The organism is Pseudomonas sp. 6D_7.1_Bac1 (assembly GCF_025465945.1).
Taxonomy (GTDB): Bacteria; Pseudomonadota; Gammaproteobacteria; order Pseudomonadales; family Pseudomonadaceae; genus Aquipseudomonas.
Genome location: NZ_JANLNW010000055.1, coordinates 35,658 through 50,991 on the forward strand (window position 1 = coordinate 35,658; position 15,334 = coordinate 50,991).

Here is a 15,334-nt window from a genome sequence, read left to right on the forward strand (position 1 = left end):
GTTGTTCCAAATAAGTTCCGAGCAACGCAGCCCTGCGCCAAATGGGCCCCGTCCCTTCGGGTTGCGCGCCAACGTGCGCGAGGCTGCGTTGCGGGATTTGCCAAGGGAACAACCATTAGCGGCATCCCGCGCCTTGCCTCGCACACGTTGGCATCGCAACGCGGTTCGTCACCAAACGTCAACAGACCCTGGGGATGTGGGTTTACGACGGTCTCACCGCCGAACGCAGGCTTGTGGCCTCGCCGGCTGCTACGTGCCAGATCAACACCCGGCTGACGCGGTTGTCTTCGGTTTCGAGGATTTCCAGGCGATAACGCCCGATTTTCAGGCATACCGCACTCTCTGGAATGGTTTCCAGCGCTTCGGTGACCAGCCCATTGAGGGTTTTCGGGCCATCGCTCGGCAGGTGCCAGCCAAGGCTCTTGTTCATCTCGCGAATGGAGGCTGCACCCTCGACCACCAACCGGCCGTCGGCCTGCGGGTGAATGTGCGGGTTGTCGAGGCTGTGCTGGCTTTCGAATTCGCCGACGATTTCTTCGAGAATGTCTTCCAGCGTAACGATGCCCTCTACTTCACCGTATTCGTCGACCACCATCCCCAAGCGGCGCTGCTGTTTGTGGAAATTCAGCAGTTGCAGTTGCAGCGGGGTGCTTTCCGGGACGAAGTAAGGTTCGCGACACGCCGCCAGCAAGGCTTCTTTGGTCAGGCTGGCGTCGGGCAGCAAATGGAGGATTTGCCGGGTATTGAGCACCGCTTCGACCTGGTTGATATCACTGTGGAACACTGGCAGGCGCGTGCGTTTGTTGGCGCGCAGCTGTTCGATGATTTCCTCGATCGAATCGTCCAGATTGATCCCGTCGACTTCACTGCGCGGCACCAGAATGTCGTTGACGGTGATGCTGTCCAGCGCATGAATACCCGACAATGCGTGTGGGCGGCAGGTAGCATGTTCGTGGTCGGTGTCGTTGTTCTGCGGTGCAGGTGGCTCGTCTTCGCTTTGCTGGACGACCTTGATCTTGCGTGCGAAGGGCTTGAGCAGCAATTGACTGATGCCGCTGAGCAGCCATGCGGCCGGGTAGAGGACTTTCAGCGGCACGCCGAGCAGAGTATTGCCCAGCGCCAGGATAGCGTCCGGGTAACGGCTGGCGAGGGTGCGTGGCAGGTAGTCGGCAAACACCAGCAGTACAGCGGCGGCGCTCAGGCAGGCCAGCCACGGACCCTTTTCAGCCCAGCCGAAAATCGCCAGCAGCGTGCTGATGACCACTACCAGCGCGCGGCACAGGGTGTTGCAGAAGATCAGGCTGTTGAGCGGGAAGGTCAGTTTCGCGACGGGCTTGTCGCCGGAACGCGAGGCGGTGCGCTGGGCCAACAGATGTTGCTGTGCGGCTTCAATGGCGGTGAACAGCCCTGACCATAAGATCAGCAGGGCCAACACGGCGAGCAGCGGCCCTATGGGCAGGTTATCCATCACGAGTGCCCGTCAGATGTGCAAAATGAATTCGCGGACCAGCTTGCTGCCGAAATAGGCCAGCATCAGCAGGCAGAAACCGGCGAGGGTCCAGCGAATGGCCTTGTGGCCGCGCCAGCCCAGACGATTGCGCCCCCACAGCAGTACGCTGAACACGATCCAGGCCAGGCACGCCAGCAGGGTTTTGTGCACCAGATGCTGGGCGAACAGGTTTTCGACGAATATCCAGCCGGAGATCAGCGACAGCGACAGCAGGGTCCAGCCAGCCCAGAGGAAGCCGAACAACAGGCTTTCCATGGTTTGCAGTGGCGGGAAGTTCTTGATCAGGCCGGACGGGTGCTTGTGCTTGAGCTGGTGGTCCTGGACCAACAGCAGCAAGGCCTGGAACACCGCGATGGTGAACATGCCGTAGGCGAGGATCGACAGCAGGATATGCGCGAGAATCCCCGGCTCCTCATCGATCACCTGCACGGTGCCCGACGGCGCGAACTGCGCCAGTAGCACCGTGGCCATTCCCAGCGGGAACAGCAGCACCAGCAGATTTTCTACCGGGATCCGTGAGCAGGCCAGCAGCGTCAGCGCGATTACGGCAGCGGCGATCAGGCTGGCGGCACTGAAAAAATCCAGGCCCAGGCCGATCGGCGTCATCAGATGGGTGAACAGGCTTGCGCTGTGGGCCAGCACGGCAAGGATGCCGAGCGAGACCAGCAGGCGCTTGTTCGCCTTGGCGCCTTGGGCCAGACGAGTGCCTTGATAGAGAGTCGCAGCGGCGTACAAGCAAGCGGCGGCGAGGGTGGTGAGCAAACTGGGTGACAAGGGGAGCATAAATCCTGTTAGGCAAGCCCGAAAGGGGCTGAGTTTGGCATACAACCGACATCACACGAAAGACCACTCAACCAGACGGCGGGTGTGCGCCAGACGCAGTCTTCGCTATAATCCGCGACCTGCCCACGCCGCAGGCTCGCCGAGCACATGTTTTTCACGGTCTGGGCCGCCATTACCTCGGTCTCCATAGGGCCTGAAAGGATCGCGCATGTTTGAAAACTTAACCGACCGTCTCTCGCAGACGCTGCGCCATGTCACCGGCAAGGCCAAGCTGACCGAGGACAATATCAAAGACACCCTGCGCGAAGTGCGCATGGCGTTGCTCGAAGCCGACGTCGCCTTGCCGGTGGTCAAAGACTTCGTCAATTCGGTCAAGGAGCGTGCTGTCGGCACCGAGGTGTCGCGCAGCCTGACGCCGGGCCAGGCCTTCGTGAAGATCGTCCAGGCCGAACTTGAAAGCCTGATGGGCGTGGCCAACGAAGATTTGAACCTGAGCGCCGTGCCGCCAGCCGTTATATTGATGGCCGGTCTGCAAGGTGCGGGTAAAACCACGACTGCAGGCAAACTCGCGCGCTTCCTTAAAGAGCGCAAGAAGAAGTCGGTCATGGTGGTTTCCGCTGACGTTTATCGCCCGGCGGCGATCAAACAGCTGGAAATGCTCGCCGGTGAAGTAGGCGTCACTTTCTTCCCGTCCGACCTGAGCCAGAAGCCGGTCGACATCGCGCAAGCGGCTATTAAAGAAGCAAAACTGAAATTCATCGACGTGGTTATCGTCGATACCGCCGGTCGTCTGCACATCGACGAAGAGATGATGGGCGAGATAAAGGCCCTGCACGCGGCGATCAACCCGGTCGAAACGCTGTTCGTGGTTGACGCCATGACCGGCCAGGACGCCGCCAACACGGCCAAGGCCTTCGGTGATGCATTGCCGCTGACCGGCGTGATTCTGACCAAGGTCGACGGCGATGCCCGTGGCGGTGCCGCGCTGTCGGTGCGTGCGATCACTGGTAAGCCAATCAAGTTCATCGGTATGGGCGAGAAGAGCGAAGCGCTCGATCCGTTCCACCCTGAACGGATCGCCTCGCGTATCCTCGGCATGGGCGACGTGCTCAGCCTGATCGAACAGGCTGAAGCGACCCTCGACAAGGACAAGGCCGATAAACTGGCCAAGAAGCTGAAGAAAGGCAAAGGCTTCGACCTCGAAGACTTCCGCGATCAGCTGCAACAAATGAAGAACATGGGCGGCCTCGGTGGGCTCATGGACAAACTGCCGAACATTGGCGGGGTGAATCTGGCGCAAATGGGCAATGCCCAGGGCGCGGCAGAGAAGCAATTCAAGCAGATGGAAGCCATCATCAATTCCATGACCCCGGCCGAGCGCCGCGACCCTGAGCTGATCAGCGGTTCGCGCAAACGTCGGATCGCCATGGGTTCCGGCACTCAGGTGCAGGACATCGGTCGCTTGATCAAGCAGCACAAGCAGATGCAGAAGATGATGAAGAAGTTCTCCGCCAAGGGCGGTATGGCCAAAATGATGCGCGGCATGGGCGGTATGTTGCCCGGCGGCGGCATGCCGAAAATGTAAAAATTCGCGCCGGCAGTCATGTCGGCGCGGCCCCACACGGACGTGGGACCTACAGCAAGCCCGCATTGGCGGGAGCTGACTCGCCGTTGTTCGCAACGGCTCTATGGCAAATCTGGATGGCACACTGACAGGTGCTGGAAAAAGACATTTGCAAAAGTCCGGATATTCCTTAGAATATGCGGCCTTTCGGGCACCTATGCCCGCTGTGCATTTAGATTTGCAGCACCGACTACAGGAACTATGTTCACATGCTAACAATCCGTCTTGCCCTTGGCGGCTCCAAAAAGCGCCCGTTTTACCACTTGACCGTGACCGACAGCCGCAACCCACGCGACGGTTCGCACAAAGAACAAGTTGGTTTCTTCAACCCGATCGCTCGTGGTCAAGAAGTCCGCCTGTCCGTGAACCAAGAGCGCGTAGCCTACTGGCTGAGCGTTGGTGCACAACCTTCTGAGCGTGTTGCTCAGTTGCTGAAGGACGCTGCTAAGGCTGCGGCCTGAGCAATATGAACGCGACGCCAGCAATCGCTGATGATTTGATCGTTATCGGCAAGATTTATTCTATTCATGGCGTTCGCGGCGAAGTGAAGGTCTTTTCCTTTACTGATCCGATTGGAAACCTGTTGGACTACAAAACCTGGACGCTCAAGCGCGAAGGCGATGTACGGCAGGTAGAGCTGGTCAGCGGCCGCGTACAAGGCGGCAAGTTTCTGGTCGCAAAGCTCAAAGGTCTCGATGACCGTGAAGAAGCTCGTCTTCTGGCCGGTTTTGAAATCTGCGTGCCGCGTAACCTGTTTCCTGATCTGACCGACGGCGAGTACTACTGGTACCAGCTGGAAGGTCTGAAGGTCATCGACCACCTTGGGCAATTGCTCGGGAAGATCGATCACCTGCTGGAGACTGGCTCGAACGATGTCATGGTGGTCAAGCCTTGCGCTGGCAGCCTGGATGATCGCGAACGCCTGTTGCCCTATACGGAGCAATGCGTGTTGGCTGTCGACCTCGCAGCAGGCGAGATGAAGGTGGATTGGGACGCGGACTTCTAAGCGTGGCTAACTTGCGCGTAGAAGTAATCAGTTTGTTTCCCGAGATGTTTTCCGCCATCAGCGACTACGGCATCACCAGTCGTGCGGTGAAACAGGGGCTCTTGCAGCTGACCTGTTGGAATCCGCGAGACTACACAACGGATCGACATCACACTGTGGACGATCGCCCATTTGGCGGTGGCCCGGGCATGGTGATGAAGATCAAGCCCCTGGAAGATGCACTGGTTCAGGCCAAGGCAGCAGCCGGGGAGGCGGCGAAGGTAATTTATCTGTCGCCCCAAGGCCGTCAACTGACTCAGTCGGCGGTACGCGAGTTGGCGAATCTGGATGCATTGATCCTGATTGCCGGCCGCTATGAAGGCATTGACGAGCGTTTTATTGAGGCTCATGTCGATGAAGAGTGGTCGATTGGCGACTATGTACTGTCTGGCGGCGAGCTGCCGGCGATGGTCCTGATCGATGCGGTTACACGACTGCTGCCTGGAGCTTTAGGGCATGCGGACTCCGCCGAGGAAGATTCCTTTACGGATGGTTTGCTGGATTGCCCGCACTACACCCGACCTGAGGTGTATGCGGATCAGCGTGTTCCCGACGTGTTGCTGAGTGGCAATCACGCGCATATCCGGCGTTGGCGTTTACAGCAGTCCCTTGGTAGGACCTTTGAACGACGCGCCGATCTTCTGGAAAGCCGCTCGCTTTCTGGAGAAGAGAAGAAGCTGCTCGAGGAATACATCCGCGAGCGGGACGATAGTTAACAACGTATCGATGGTAGATCCGACGATTTACCTTAGGAGCACAGCATGACTAACAAAATCATCCTTGCACTCGAAGCAGAGCAGATGACCAAAGAGATCCCTACCTTTGCCCCGGGCGACACCATTGTCGTTCAGGTGAAAGTGAAGGAAGGCGACCGTTCGCGTCTGCAAGCGTTCGAAGGCGTCGTTATCGCCAAGCGTAACCGTGGTGTGAACAGTGCTTTCACTGTTCGTAAAATCTCCAACGGTGTTGGCGTAGAGCGTACTTTCCAGACCTACAGCCCGCAAATCGACAGCATGGCCGTTAAGCGTCGCGGTGACGTACGTAAAGCCAAGCTGTACTACCTGCGTGACCTGTCCGGTAAAGCAGCTCGCATCAAGGAAAAACTGGCTTAAGTCCAGCTTCCGATGCAGAAAAAAGCAGCCTACGGGCTGCTTTTTTGTTGCCCGCTATTTGTGGTTCCGCGAACGCGTGGGCTATGAAAGACTGTTCGCCACCTTCCAGTTGTTGTCTGTCTTGCTTGAGCCTTTATGCCTGCCATTGATCATCCGCTGATAGACCAGTTTCTCGACGCCCTGTGGCTGGAGAAAGGTTTGTCCGATAACACCCGTGACGCCTATCGCAGTGACCTGGCCCTGTTCAACGGCTGGTTGCAGGAGAAGGGCCTGGAGCTGATCAACGCCGGGCGCGAGCTGATCCTCGATCATCTGGCCTGGCGCCTCGAACAAAACTACAAGCCCCGGTCTACCGCACGGTTTCTCTCGGGTGTGCGTGGGTTCTATCGCTATTTACTGCGTGAAAAGCTGATTGCTGTCGACCCGACGTTGCGTGTCGATATGCCACAACTCGGCAGGCCATTGCCCAAGTCGTTGTCGGAAGCGGACGTGGAAGCCTTGCTCGCCGCGCCGGATCTGAGCGAAGCGATTGGCCAGCGCGATCGCGCCATGCTGGAAGTGCTGTACGCCTGTGGCTTGCGGGTCACCGAGTTGATCAGCCTGACGCTGGAACAGATCAATCTGCGCCAGGGTGTGCTGCGAGTCATGGGCAAGGGCAGCAAGGAACGACTGGTGCCGATGGGCGAGGAGGCGATTGTCTGGGTCGAGCGCTACATGCGCGATGCGCGGGGCGAGTTGCTGGGCGGGCGGCCCAGCGATGTGTTGTTTCCCAGCCTGCGCGGTGAGCAGATGACCCGCCAGACCTTCTGGCATCGCATCAAGCATCAGGCCAAAGTCGCCGGGATCGGTAAGTCTCTGTCGCCGCACACCTTGCGCCACGCCTTCGCCACCCATTTGCTCAACCACGGCGCTGACTTGCGGGTGGTGCAAATGCTGTTGGGGCATAGCGACCTGTCGACCACCCAGATCTACACCCACGTTGCACGTGCACGTTTGCAAGACCTGCACGCCAAGCACCATCCGAGGGGGTAGCGGAGCACTGGTGGCGAGCTTGATTCTGTGGCGAGGGAGCTTGCTCCCGCTGGGGCGCGAAGCGGCCCCAAAACCGGCCGCCTCGGTCATTCAGGTAAGTCGCAGCAACCAGATTGCGACTGCTGCGCAGTCGAGCGGGAGCAAGCTCCCTCGCCACAATGATCATTGGCTTTTGAACTTTGCATAGAGTCATATATCAGCCACAGTCGGCCGCGCGGGCCTTATGTGGTAGGCTTTGCGGGTTTGCACGATGGGCGGTTATGACCCGGTGTTTCAGTACGGGCGTTCTAACCGACCCATTTGTCCGCCTTCAGGAGTTCTCATGCGTCTGACCCAGATTTTCGCCGCCGCAGCCATTGCGTTGGTCAGCACCTTTGCCGTCGCCGATGATGCGGCTGATAAAGCCATTCGTAAAAGCCTGGAAACCCTCCAGCTCGACACCCCGATCGAATCCATTGGCGCCAGCCCATTGGCCGGTCTCTACGAAGTCAAACTCAAGGGCAGCCGCGTGCTGTACGCCAGCGCCGATGGCCAGTACATCGTTCAGGGCTACCTGTTCCAGCTCAAGGATGGCAAGCCGGTCAACCTGACCGAGAAGGCCGAGCGTCTGGGTATCTCGAAGCTGATCAACGGTATTCCGGTCGCTGAAACCGTGGTTTACCCGGCGATTGGCGAAACCAAGACTCACATCACCGTGTTTACCGATACCACCTGCCCGTACTGCCACAAATTGCACGCCGAAGTGCCTGCATTGAACAAAATGGGCATCGAAGTGCGTTATGTTGCTTTCCCGCGCCAGGGCCTCGGCTCGCCGGGTGATGAGCAACTGCAGGCCGTCTGGTGCTCCACTGATAAAAAAGCCGCCATGGACAAAATGGTCGACGGCAAGGAAATCAAGGCCGCCAAGTGTGCCAACCCGGTTTCCAAGCAGTTCGCCCTGGGTCAGTCGATCGGCGTGAACGGTACACCGGCCATCGTTTTGGCCGATGGCCAAGTGATTCCGGGCTATCAGCCTGCACCACAAGTCGCCAAACTGGCGCTGGGTGCGAAATAATTCGCATCGTCACGGCCAGCCTTTGACGATCATGGTCCGGCGGCAACATTTGCCGGGCCATTAATAGAGAACCGCGAGCATGCGGTTGTTTTCACGGCCGGCCTTGAGTCGGCCGTTTTATGGGGAGTTCACAGTGAAACCGGTCAAAGTAGGCATCTGTGGGTTAGGGACCGTCGGTGGCGGTACCTTCAACGTACTTCAGCGCAACGCCGAGGAAATTGCTCGTCGTGCCGGGCGTGGAATCGAAGTGGCACAAATTGCCATGCGCACGCCAAAGCCTCAGTTCCAAACGACCGGTATTGCGATTACCAACGATGTCTTCGAAGTGGCCACGAACCCTGAGATCGACATCGTTATAGAGCTGATGGGCGGCTACACCGTTGCCCGCGAGCTGGTACTCAAGGCCATCGAGAATGGCAAGCATGTGGTCACCGCGAACAAGGCACTGATTGCCGTTCACGGTAATGAAATTTTCGCCAAGGCTCGCGAGAAAGGCGTGATCGTGGCGTTCGAAGCGGCGGTGGCCGGTGGCATTCCGGTGATCAAGGCGATTCGTGAAGGCCTGTCGGCCAACCGCATCAACTGGGTCGCCGGGATCATCAACGGCACCGGCAACTTCATCCTCACCGAAATGCGTGAGAAGGGCCGGACCTTCGAAGACGTGCTCGCCGAAGCCCAGGCGCTGGGTTACGCCGAAGCCGATCCGACCTTCGACGTTGAAGGCATCGATGCGGCGCACAAGTTGACCATCCTGGCCTCGATCGCGTTTGGTATTCCGCTGCAATTCGACAAAGCCTACACCGAAGGCATCACCAAGCTGACCACTGCTGACGTGAACTACGCCGAAGCCCTGGGCTATCGCATCAAGCACCTGGGCGTGGCACGCAGCACCGCCAGCGGCATCGAGCTGCGGGTACACCCGACGCTGATCCCGGCTGATCGCTTGATCGCCAACGTCAACGGCGTGATGAACGCGGTCATGGTCAACGGCGACGCTGCGGGCTCGACCCTGTTCTACGGCGCGGGTGCCGGCATGGAGCCTACGGCTTCGTCGGTGATCGCGGACCTGGTGGATGTGGTTCGCGCCATGACCTCTGACCCGGAAAACCGCGTACCGCACCTGGCCTTCCAGCCGGATTCGCTGTCGGCCCACCCGATCCTGCCGATCGAAGCCTGCGAAAGTGCCTACTACCTGCGCATCCAGGCCAAGGACCATCCGGGCGTGCTGGCCCAAGTGGCAAGCATTCTGTCGGAGCGCGGTATCAACATCGAATCGATCATGCAAAAAGAAGTCGAAGAACACGACGGCCTGGTGCCAATGATCCTGCTGACCCACCGTGTGCTGGAACAGCACATGAACGACGCCATTACAGCGCTCGAAGCGTTGCAGGGCGTGGTCGGTCCGGTGGTGCGGATCCGCGTCGAGCACCTGAACTAAGTCGTTATTGTTCACCGGGCTCGTGCGCGAGCCCGGGTTTGCGAACTCTGAAGAGTGGAGCCAGTCATGCGTTATATCAGTACCCGCGGCCAGGCACCGGCCCTGAATTTCGAAGACGTGCTGCTGGCAGGTCTGGCCAGCGACGGCGGCCTGTACGTGCCGGAAAACCTGCCACGTTTCACCCAGGAAGAAATCGCTTCCTGGGCCGGCCTGCCGTATCACGAACTGGCCTTCCGGGTTATGCGCCCGTTCGTGACCGGCAGCATTCCGGATGCCGACTTCAAGAAAATCCTCGAAGAAACGTACGGCGTGTTCTCCCACAACGCCGTGGCACCGTTGCGTCAACTGAACGGCAACGAATGGGTGCTGGAGCTGTTCCACGGCCCGACCCTGGCGTTCAAGGATTTCGCCTTGCAACTGCTCGGTCGCCTGCTCGATTACGTGCTGGAAAAGCGCGGCGAGCGCGTGGTCATCGTTGGTGCTACCTCGGGTGATACCGGCTCGGCGGCCATCGAAGGCTGCAAGCACTGTGAAAACGTCGACATCTTCATCCTGCACCCGCACAACCGTGTGTCCGAGGTTCAGCGTCGGCAGATGACCACCATTTTCGGTGAGAACATCCACAACATCGCCATCGAAGGCAACTTCGATGACTGCCAGGAAATGGTCAAGGCGAGCTTCGCCGACCAGAGCTTCCTCAAAGGCACACGCCTGGTGGCAGTGAACTCGATCAACTGGGCGCGGATCATGGCCCAGATCGTCTACTACTTCCACGCAGCCCTGCAGTTGGGCGGCCCGGCGCGTTCGGTGTCGTTCTCGGTGCCAACCGGCAACTTCGGCGATATCTTCGCCGGTTACCTGGCACGCAACATGGGTCTGCCGATCAACCAATTGATCGTCGCCACCAACCGCAACGACATCCTGCACCGCTTCATGAGCGGCAATCAGTACGTCAAGGAAACCCTGCACGCCACACTGTCGCCGTCGATGGACATCATGGTCTCGTCGAACTTCGAGCGCCTGCTGTTCGACCTGCACGGTCGCAACGGCGTGGCCATCGCCGGCCTGATGGACACCTTCAAGCAAGGTGGCGGTTTCAGCGTCGAGCAAGAGCGCTGGACCGAAGCGCGCAAACTGTTCGACTCGCTGGCGGTGGATGACGCACAAACCTGCGAGACGATTGCTGAAGTCTTCGAACAGACCGGTGAGCTGCTCGATCCGCACACCGCCATCGGCGTCAAGGCTGCACGTGAGTGCCGTCGTAGCCTGGATATTCCGATGGTGATTCTGGGAACGGCCCACCCGGTCAAATTCCCTGAAGCTGTGGAAAAAGCTGGCGTAGGAAAAGCGCTTGAACTGCCTGCCCATCTTTCTGATTTGTTCGAGCGAGATGAGCGCTGCACCGTTTTGCCAAATGACCTGAAAGCCGTGCAGGCCTTTGTCAGTCAGCATGGCAACCGTGGCAAGCCACTCTGACAGGGTTTTCCTGTCACATTTTGAAGCCCGTCTCCTGACGGGCTTTCTCATTTCTGCATGGCACACTTGTCGTCGTTTCGCCCCTCAAGGATGGGTGAGTGGACGTGAAGGAAGTGGGCATGTGGTTTTTTACTGGATTGAAGCCGGCCTTGTGCCGGGTATTTTTATTGAGTGCCATGGGGCTGGGGCACTGTGTATGGGCGGCTCAACTTGACGCTTTGGACATCCGAGCCGCTATCACCAATGAGCCCCTTAAACTGGAAGCCCAGGAGCTCGAATGGATTGCCGAACACCGGCGAGTGGTCGTCGCGTCGGTGCAGTTTCCGTTGTACTTGTTCAAGGATGAGCACGGTCAATGGAGCGGTTTGAACAACGACATTCTCCAGCGTCTTTCGCGGATGACCGGGCTGGAGTTCGTTCATGAAGAGTCGTTCTCGACCGAACACCTGCTTGGGCTGCTGGAGAGTGGCAGGGCAGACATGAGCACGACACTGGCCGTGAACGAAGAGCGTAAAGGCTTTCTGGATTTCAGCCATGCCTTTGGCGGGGCTGGCTGGGTGTTCGTCGGGCGGGCCGGAGTTGCTGCGGTTGATTCGTTAGAGGACCTTGCAGGCAAGGTTCTGGCGCTCCCCGCCAGGCATGCGCTGGAGGCCGGCATCCGTCGCGACCACCCGCAGATCGAACTGCGTTCGGTCAAAACCTACGCCGAGGCACGCGCCCTGGTCGAAAGCGGCGAAGCCTATGTAACCATTGAAAACGAAATGGGCGCCCACCTGTACCCGGCAGGCCCGCTGGCGATCAGCTCAAGTATCGAAGGCCTGTGGGAGGCCGACCATCTGGCCTTACGTAAAGAGCAGCCACAGCTGCTGAGCATTATCAATAAGGCGCTCGAGGCTTTTCCTCCGGCAGAGTTGCGAGCGATCCGTTCGAAGTGGCTCAGCGGTGTGGTGCCCACGCAACCGCCATCGCTGTGGCAGCGGATTTACCAGTGGGGCTGCTGGGGAGTATTTTTTGCGAGTCTCTTCGGGCTGATATCACTGCTGTGGAACCAGCGGCTGAACAGGCAGATCGAGCGGCGCTTGACAGCCGAACAACGGCTTGGCGATCAATTGGTGTTCCAGCACACCTTGATGAATGCCATGCCCGATCCGGTGTTTGTAAGGGATCAGGAGGGGCGGTTGATCCTGTGCAACAAGAGCTATGAAGAGCACCTGTCGACCCGCTTTGACCAGATGAAGGGAAAACGCCTGACGGAGGTCGACGTTTTACCCGCCTCGACGGCCGAGCTTCTGCACGCGGAAATCATGGAGCAACTCAGCAGTCGGAAAGCCCTGTTTACCGAGCGCCAGCTGACGTTCAACAGTGGCGTGCGGGATGTTTATCAGTGGGCGGTGCCGTTTTATAGCGCCGAGGGTTTACTGCGCGGTGTAGTGGGCGGCTGGACCGACACCCATGGACGTCAGCGCCATAAGCCTGACCAGCGCAATTCTGACGAGAGGGGCCCCGCTCAGGGGCTCACTTAAGGTGCTGTTTTTTTCCTGTCATCTTTCCCATGCATGCTCTGACAACTCAGGGTAAAGCGGCATACCGTCAGTTGAGTTCAGACTTTCTTCTCGGGCCAGTGGTCATTTATCTCGCCCTTGGCACTTTGTTTTCGGACTATTGAGTGGTGATCGAGATGGAAAGTATCAGCCTATTGCTGGGTGAGGCATTGAGTCCGTATCAGGTAACGCTGACCCCGTCGGGTAGCCATGGCGAATGCCTGGTGACATTGAAGAGTGCCGTCGGGGCCACCATGGTTGAACGCCAGTTCAATCAGGCGCAGTTCATGGATAAACGGCTGCTGACAGATGTCGTCGACGGATTGCACCGCGACTTGTTGATCGCCGAAGGACGGCTGGAGCCCAGCGTGATTGCGGCTCTGCGCAACGTTGCGCAAGACAAGCGTCTTGCTGTCGGAAACTGAATTGTTTTTTGTGGGAACCTTCCCGCAATCAGGTTAGTCAGACCCTATATCAGCAAGATCAAGCATTCTGCTCCGGTGCGTGTCGCTTGTTGTACGGGTCCTTGTAGGCCACGTTTAACCCCGAGTCGTCTCCCCACTTCTCGGGGTTTCTTTTGCCTGGCGTTTGGTCACGGCTCTCCATGCTGGAAAAATGCCCTGGCGTCCTCCAGATATTCGCTACGCGTCTCTGGGTCAAGCCAGTAGGCATAAACCTCGATCAGTTGGTTTTGCCGCAGTTTGTGCAATATCTGGTCGATCTGAATCATGGCCTGGCGTCCCTGTGCTGTGTCGGAGCAGGCGACATGGATCGACTGGTATTTGTTCACGCCGCGGATAGCGTAGAACTCGAGTTCTTCAGGCGATATGCCTTGCAGTGACGCCTGATAACGGATCTCCGGCCAGTAACCGAGCACCGCCGTTAAACGCCCCAGGCGCTGCATTTGCAGCAGGCTGCCAAGGGCATCGTTGCCATAGTGTGAAGACAGGGCATCGCCGGGCGTGCGCTGTAGCAGACCGTCGACGAATTGGCCGTAACTGCGTTCGGCGACTACCCCCAGCTTTTTCTCCTTCAGGGCCAGTAATGCGGCCAGATCGACCTTGCCGTCGATGACGAACGGCATCAGGGCGGCCCGATCTTGATGGCGTATGACCACGCCATTACTGAGGACGCGGTAGGCCGGGATTGAGTAAATGAGCCGCTTGGCCCGTTCCTGATTCCAGAGCAGCGAGGGGTCGCAGGTGAAGCTCGGCTCCAGGAGCATTTGCATGCCCCGCGCACGGTTGACCCGCACGATATCGTGCTGGTACTCGGGCATGCCGGCGATTAACAGCGACAAAAGACGATCAGTCACGCCCTGACCTTTTTGGGGCCCTTCGAAAGTCATCAGGGGAGGCAGATCACGCACTAACCAGAACAACGTTTCCTTGGCCTGGGTAACAGCCGGGAAAGCCAACAGGCACGCCAATACCCAGCCAAAACCCAGCGCGGGGAGGTTCTTGCATTTAAACAGACGAATCACCGATAACCCTTTCAGATTAAATCGCCCCGTCTTCACGCAGACGCGCGATCTGTGCCGCGTCATAGCCCAGTTCGTTCAACACCTGCGCGTTATGTTCACCCAACTCTGCACCGACCCATTCGCAAGTGCCCGGCGTCTGCGAGAGTTTTGGCACGATGCCCGGCATCTTGAAGTCCTTGCCATCGGGCAGCTTGGCTTGCAGGAACATTTCCCGCGCGAGAAATTGCGGATCGCTGAACATGTCTTCGGCGCTGAAGATGCGGCTGGCAGGTACCTCAGCCAGGTTCAACTGCTCGATCACGGCATCCAGCGACAACGAACTGACCCACCGATCAATGACCCCATACAGCTCATCGCGACGGCTATCGCGGCCATCGTTGCTGGCCAGAGCCGGATCGTTGGCCAGGTCGTCGCGGCCGATGGTCTGCATGAAGCGTTTGAAGATCGCATCGCCGTTGGCGCCGATCTGCACGTGTTTACCGTCGGCGCTGGTGTGGATAGAGGAGGGCGTGATGCCGGGCATGATGTTGCCGGTGCGCTCGCGGATAAACCCGAACACATCGAATTCCGGGACCATGCTTTCCATCATCGCGAAGATCGCCTCGTACAACGCCACATCGACCACCTGGCCCTGACCGCCGTTGACCTCGCGGTGACGCAGGGCCATCAGCGCGCCGATCACGCCCCAGAGTGCGGCAATCGAGTCACCGATGGAAATTCCGGTACGCACCGGCGGTCGATCCTCGAACCCGGTGATGTAACGCAAGCCACCCATGGATTCGCCGACCGCACCGAAGCCCGGTTGATCCTTCATCGGCCCGGTTTGCCCAAAGCCCGACAGACGGACCATCACCAGTTTCGGGTTTAGCGTGTGCAGCACGTCCCAGCCCAGGCCCAGTTTTTCCAGCACGCCGGGGCGGAAGTTTTCAATCAGGATGTCGGCTTCGCTGAGCAACTGCTTGAGGATTGCCAGGCCATCGGGGTGCTTGAGGTTCAGCGTCAGGGACTTCTTGTTGCGCGCCTGGACGAACCACCAAAGCGAGGTGCCCTCGTAGAGTTTGCGCCACTTGCGCAACGGGTCACCGCCATCCGGGGATTCAATCTTGATCACATCGGCGCCGAATTCGGCACAAATACGCGAGGCGAAGGGGCCGGCGATCAAGGTGCCGAGTTCGATGATTTTCAGGCCGGCAAGCGGTTTGGCGGTGAGCGGCATGGGCAATCCTGTAGGACAAA

The 15,334-nt window shown here is 58.7% G+C and carries 15 protein-coding genes; 11 read left to right on the top strand and 4 right to left on the bottom strand.

The features are described from left to right. Positions 1-202: 202 nt before the first annotated feature. Positions 203-1,468 carry a transporter associated domain-containing protein gene (locus tag NTD87_RS15210; RefSeq protein ID WP_262114809.1) on the bottom strand — a complete coding sequence of 422 codons (1,266 nt, stop codon included), beginning with the start codon at positions 1,466-1,468 and terminating at the stop codon, positions 203-205. A gap of 12 nt (positions 1,469-1,480) precedes the next feature. Continuing rightward, positions 1,481-2,293, bottom strand: coding sequence for an inner membrane protein YpjD (locus NTD87_RS15215; RefSeq protein ID WP_262114810.1), 813 nt, complete (start codon positions 2,291-2,293; stop codon positions 1,481-1,483). Positions 2,294-2,501: 208 nt separating this feature from the next. Here NTD87_RS15215 and ffh point away from each other — a divergent pair, with 208 nt between their 5' ends. The 11 genes from ffh (at position 2,502) to NTD87_RS15270 (ending at position 13,040) form a co-directional block, all read left to right on the top strand. After that, positions 2,502-3,878 carry a signal recognition particle protein gene (gene ffh / locus NTD87_RS15220; RefSeq protein WP_262114812.1) on the top strand — a complete coding sequence of 459 codons (1,377 nt, stop codon included), beginning with the start codon at positions 2,502-2,504 and terminating at the stop codon, positions 3,876-3,878. Between the two features lie 248 nt (positions 3,879-4,126). Next, positions 4,127-4,378, top strand: a complete 252-nt coding sequence (gene rpsP / locus NTD87_RS15225) for a 30S ribosomal protein S16 (protein WP_262114813.1) — start codon at positions 4,127-4,129, stop codon at positions 4,376-4,378. A gap of 5 nt (positions 4,379-4,383) precedes the next feature. Further along, positions 4,384-4,923 (top strand): ribosome maturation factor RimM, encoded by a 540-nt coding sequence (rimM, locus tag NTD87_RS15230; protein ID WP_262114814.1) that lies wholly within the window; start codon positions 4,384-4,386, stop codon positions 4,921-4,923. A gap of 2 nt (positions 4,924-4,925) precedes the next feature. Further along, complete coding sequence (gene trmD, locus NTD87_RS15235; protein WP_262114815.1) at positions 4,926-5,678, top strand: tRNA (guanosine(37)-N1)-methyltransferase TrmD; 753 nt, start codon at positions 4,926-4,928, stop codon at positions 5,676-5,678. A gap of 45 nt (positions 5,679-5,723) precedes the next feature. Beyond that, complete coding sequence (gene rplS / locus NTD87_RS15240; RefSeq protein WP_003175895.1) at positions 5,724-6,074, top strand: 50S ribosomal protein L19; 351 nt, start codon at positions 5,724-5,726, stop codon at positions 6,072-6,074. A gap of 135 nt (positions 6,075-6,209) precedes the next feature. Beyond that, positions 6,210-7,106 (top strand): site-specific tyrosine recombinase XerD, encoded by an 897-nt coding sequence (xerD, locus tag NTD87_RS15245; RefSeq protein WP_262114816.1) that lies wholly within the window; start codon positions 6,210-6,212, stop codon positions 7,104-7,106. A 322-nt stretch (positions 7,107-7,428) separates the two neighbouring features. Next, positions 7,429-8,160, top strand: coding sequence for a DsbC family protein (locus tag NTD87_RS15250; protein ID WP_262114817.1), 732 nt, complete (start codon positions 7,429-7,431; stop codon positions 8,158-8,160). A gap of 133 nt (positions 8,161-8,293) precedes the next feature. After that, positions 8,294-9,598 (top strand): homoserine dehydrogenase, encoded by a 1,305-nt coding sequence (locus NTD87_RS15255; RefSeq protein ID WP_262114818.1) that lies wholly within the window; start codon positions 8,294-8,296, stop codon positions 9,596-9,598. Positions 9,599-9,664: 66 nt separating this feature from the next. Further along, a complete protein-coding gene (gene thrC, locus NTD87_RS15260; protein ID WP_262114821.1) occupies positions 9,665-11,074 on the top strand; it encodes a threonine synthase in 1,410 nt (469 codons plus the stop codon). 119 nt (positions 11,075-11,193) lie between these two features. After that, positions 11,194-12,597, top strand: a complete 1,404-nt coding sequence (locus NTD87_RS15265; protein ID WP_262114822.1) for a transporter substrate-binding domain-containing protein — start codon at positions 11,194-11,196, stop codon at positions 12,595-12,597. Between the two features lie 155 nt (positions 12,598-12,752). Then, positions 12,753-13,040 carry a DUF3509 domain-containing protein gene (locus tag NTD87_RS15270; protein ID WP_262114823.1) on the top strand — a complete coding sequence of 96 codons (288 nt, stop codon included), beginning with the start codon at positions 12,753-12,755 and terminating at the stop codon, positions 13,038-13,040. 167 nt (positions 13,041-13,207) lie between these two features. Here NTD87_RS15270 and NTD87_RS15275 read toward each other — a convergent pair whose 3' ends face one another. Further along, positions 13,208-14,161, bottom strand: a complete 954-nt coding sequence (locus NTD87_RS15275) for a TIGR02285 family protein (protein ID WP_262114824.1) — start codon at positions 14,159-14,161, stop codon at positions 13,208-13,210. After that, on the bottom strand, positions 14,115-15,314 hold the full coding sequence (locus NTD87_RS15280) for a CaiB/BaiF CoA transferase family protein (RefSeq protein WP_262114825.1): 1,200 nt from the start codon (positions 15,312-15,314) through the stop codon (positions 14,115-14,117). The genes NTD87_RS15275 and NTD87_RS15280 overlap by 47 nt, the downstream gene beginning before the upstream one ends. Between the last annotated feature and the right edge of the window lie 20 nt (positions 15,315-15,334).

Bases quoted from the DNA above. Each gene is read 5' to 3' on its own strand.
- NTD87_RS15210 (WP_262114809.1), bottom strand. From the start codon at position 1,468: ATGGATAACCTGCCCATAGGGCCGCTGCTCGCCGTGTTGGCCCTGCTG.
- NTD87_RS15215 (WP_262114810.1), bottom strand. From the start codon at position 2,293: ATGCTCCCCTTGTCACCCAGTTTGCTCACCACCCTCGCCGCCGCTTGC.
- ffh (WP_262114812.1), top strand. From the start codon at position 2,502: ATGTTTGAAAACTTAACCGACCGTCTCTCGCAGACGCTGCGCCATGTC.
- rpsP (WP_262114813.1), top strand. From the start codon at position 4,127: ATGCTAACAATCCGTCTTGCCCTTGGCGGCTCCAAAAAGCGCCCGTTT.
- rimM (WP_262114814.1), top strand. From the start codon at position 4,384: ATGAACGCGACGCCAGCAATCGCTGATGATTTGATCGTTATCGGCAAG.
- rplS (WP_003175895.1), top strand. From the start codon at position 5,724: ATGACTAACAAAATCATCCTTGCACTCGAAGCAGAGCAGATGACCAAA.
- xerD (WP_262114816.1), top strand. From the start codon at position 6,210: ATGCCTGCCATTGATCATCCGCTGATAGACCAGTTTCTCGACGCCCTG.
- NTD87_RS15250 (WP_262114817.1), top strand. From the start codon at position 7,429: ATGCGTCTGACCCAGATTTTCGCCGCCGCAGCCATTGCGTTGGTCAGC.
- thrC (WP_262114821.1), top strand. From the start codon at position 9,665: ATGCGTTATATCAGTACCCGCGGCCAGGCACCGGCCCTGAATTTCGAA.
- NTD87_RS15265 (WP_262114822.1), top strand. From the start codon at position 11,194: ATGTGGTTTTTTACTGGATTGAAGCCGGCCTTGTGCCGGGTATTTTTA.
- NTD87_RS15270 (WP_262114823.1), top strand. From the start codon at position 12,753: ATGGAAAGTATCAGCCTATTGCTGGGTGAGGCATTGAGTCCGTATCAG.
- NTD87_RS15275 (WP_262114824.1), bottom strand. From the start codon at position 14,161: ATGACGCGGCACAGATCGCGCGTCTGCGTGAAGACGGGGCGATTTAAT.
- NTD87_RS15280 (WP_262114825.1), bottom strand. From the start codon at position 15,314: ATGCCGCTCACCGCCAAACCGCTTGCCGGCCTGAAAATCATCGAACTC.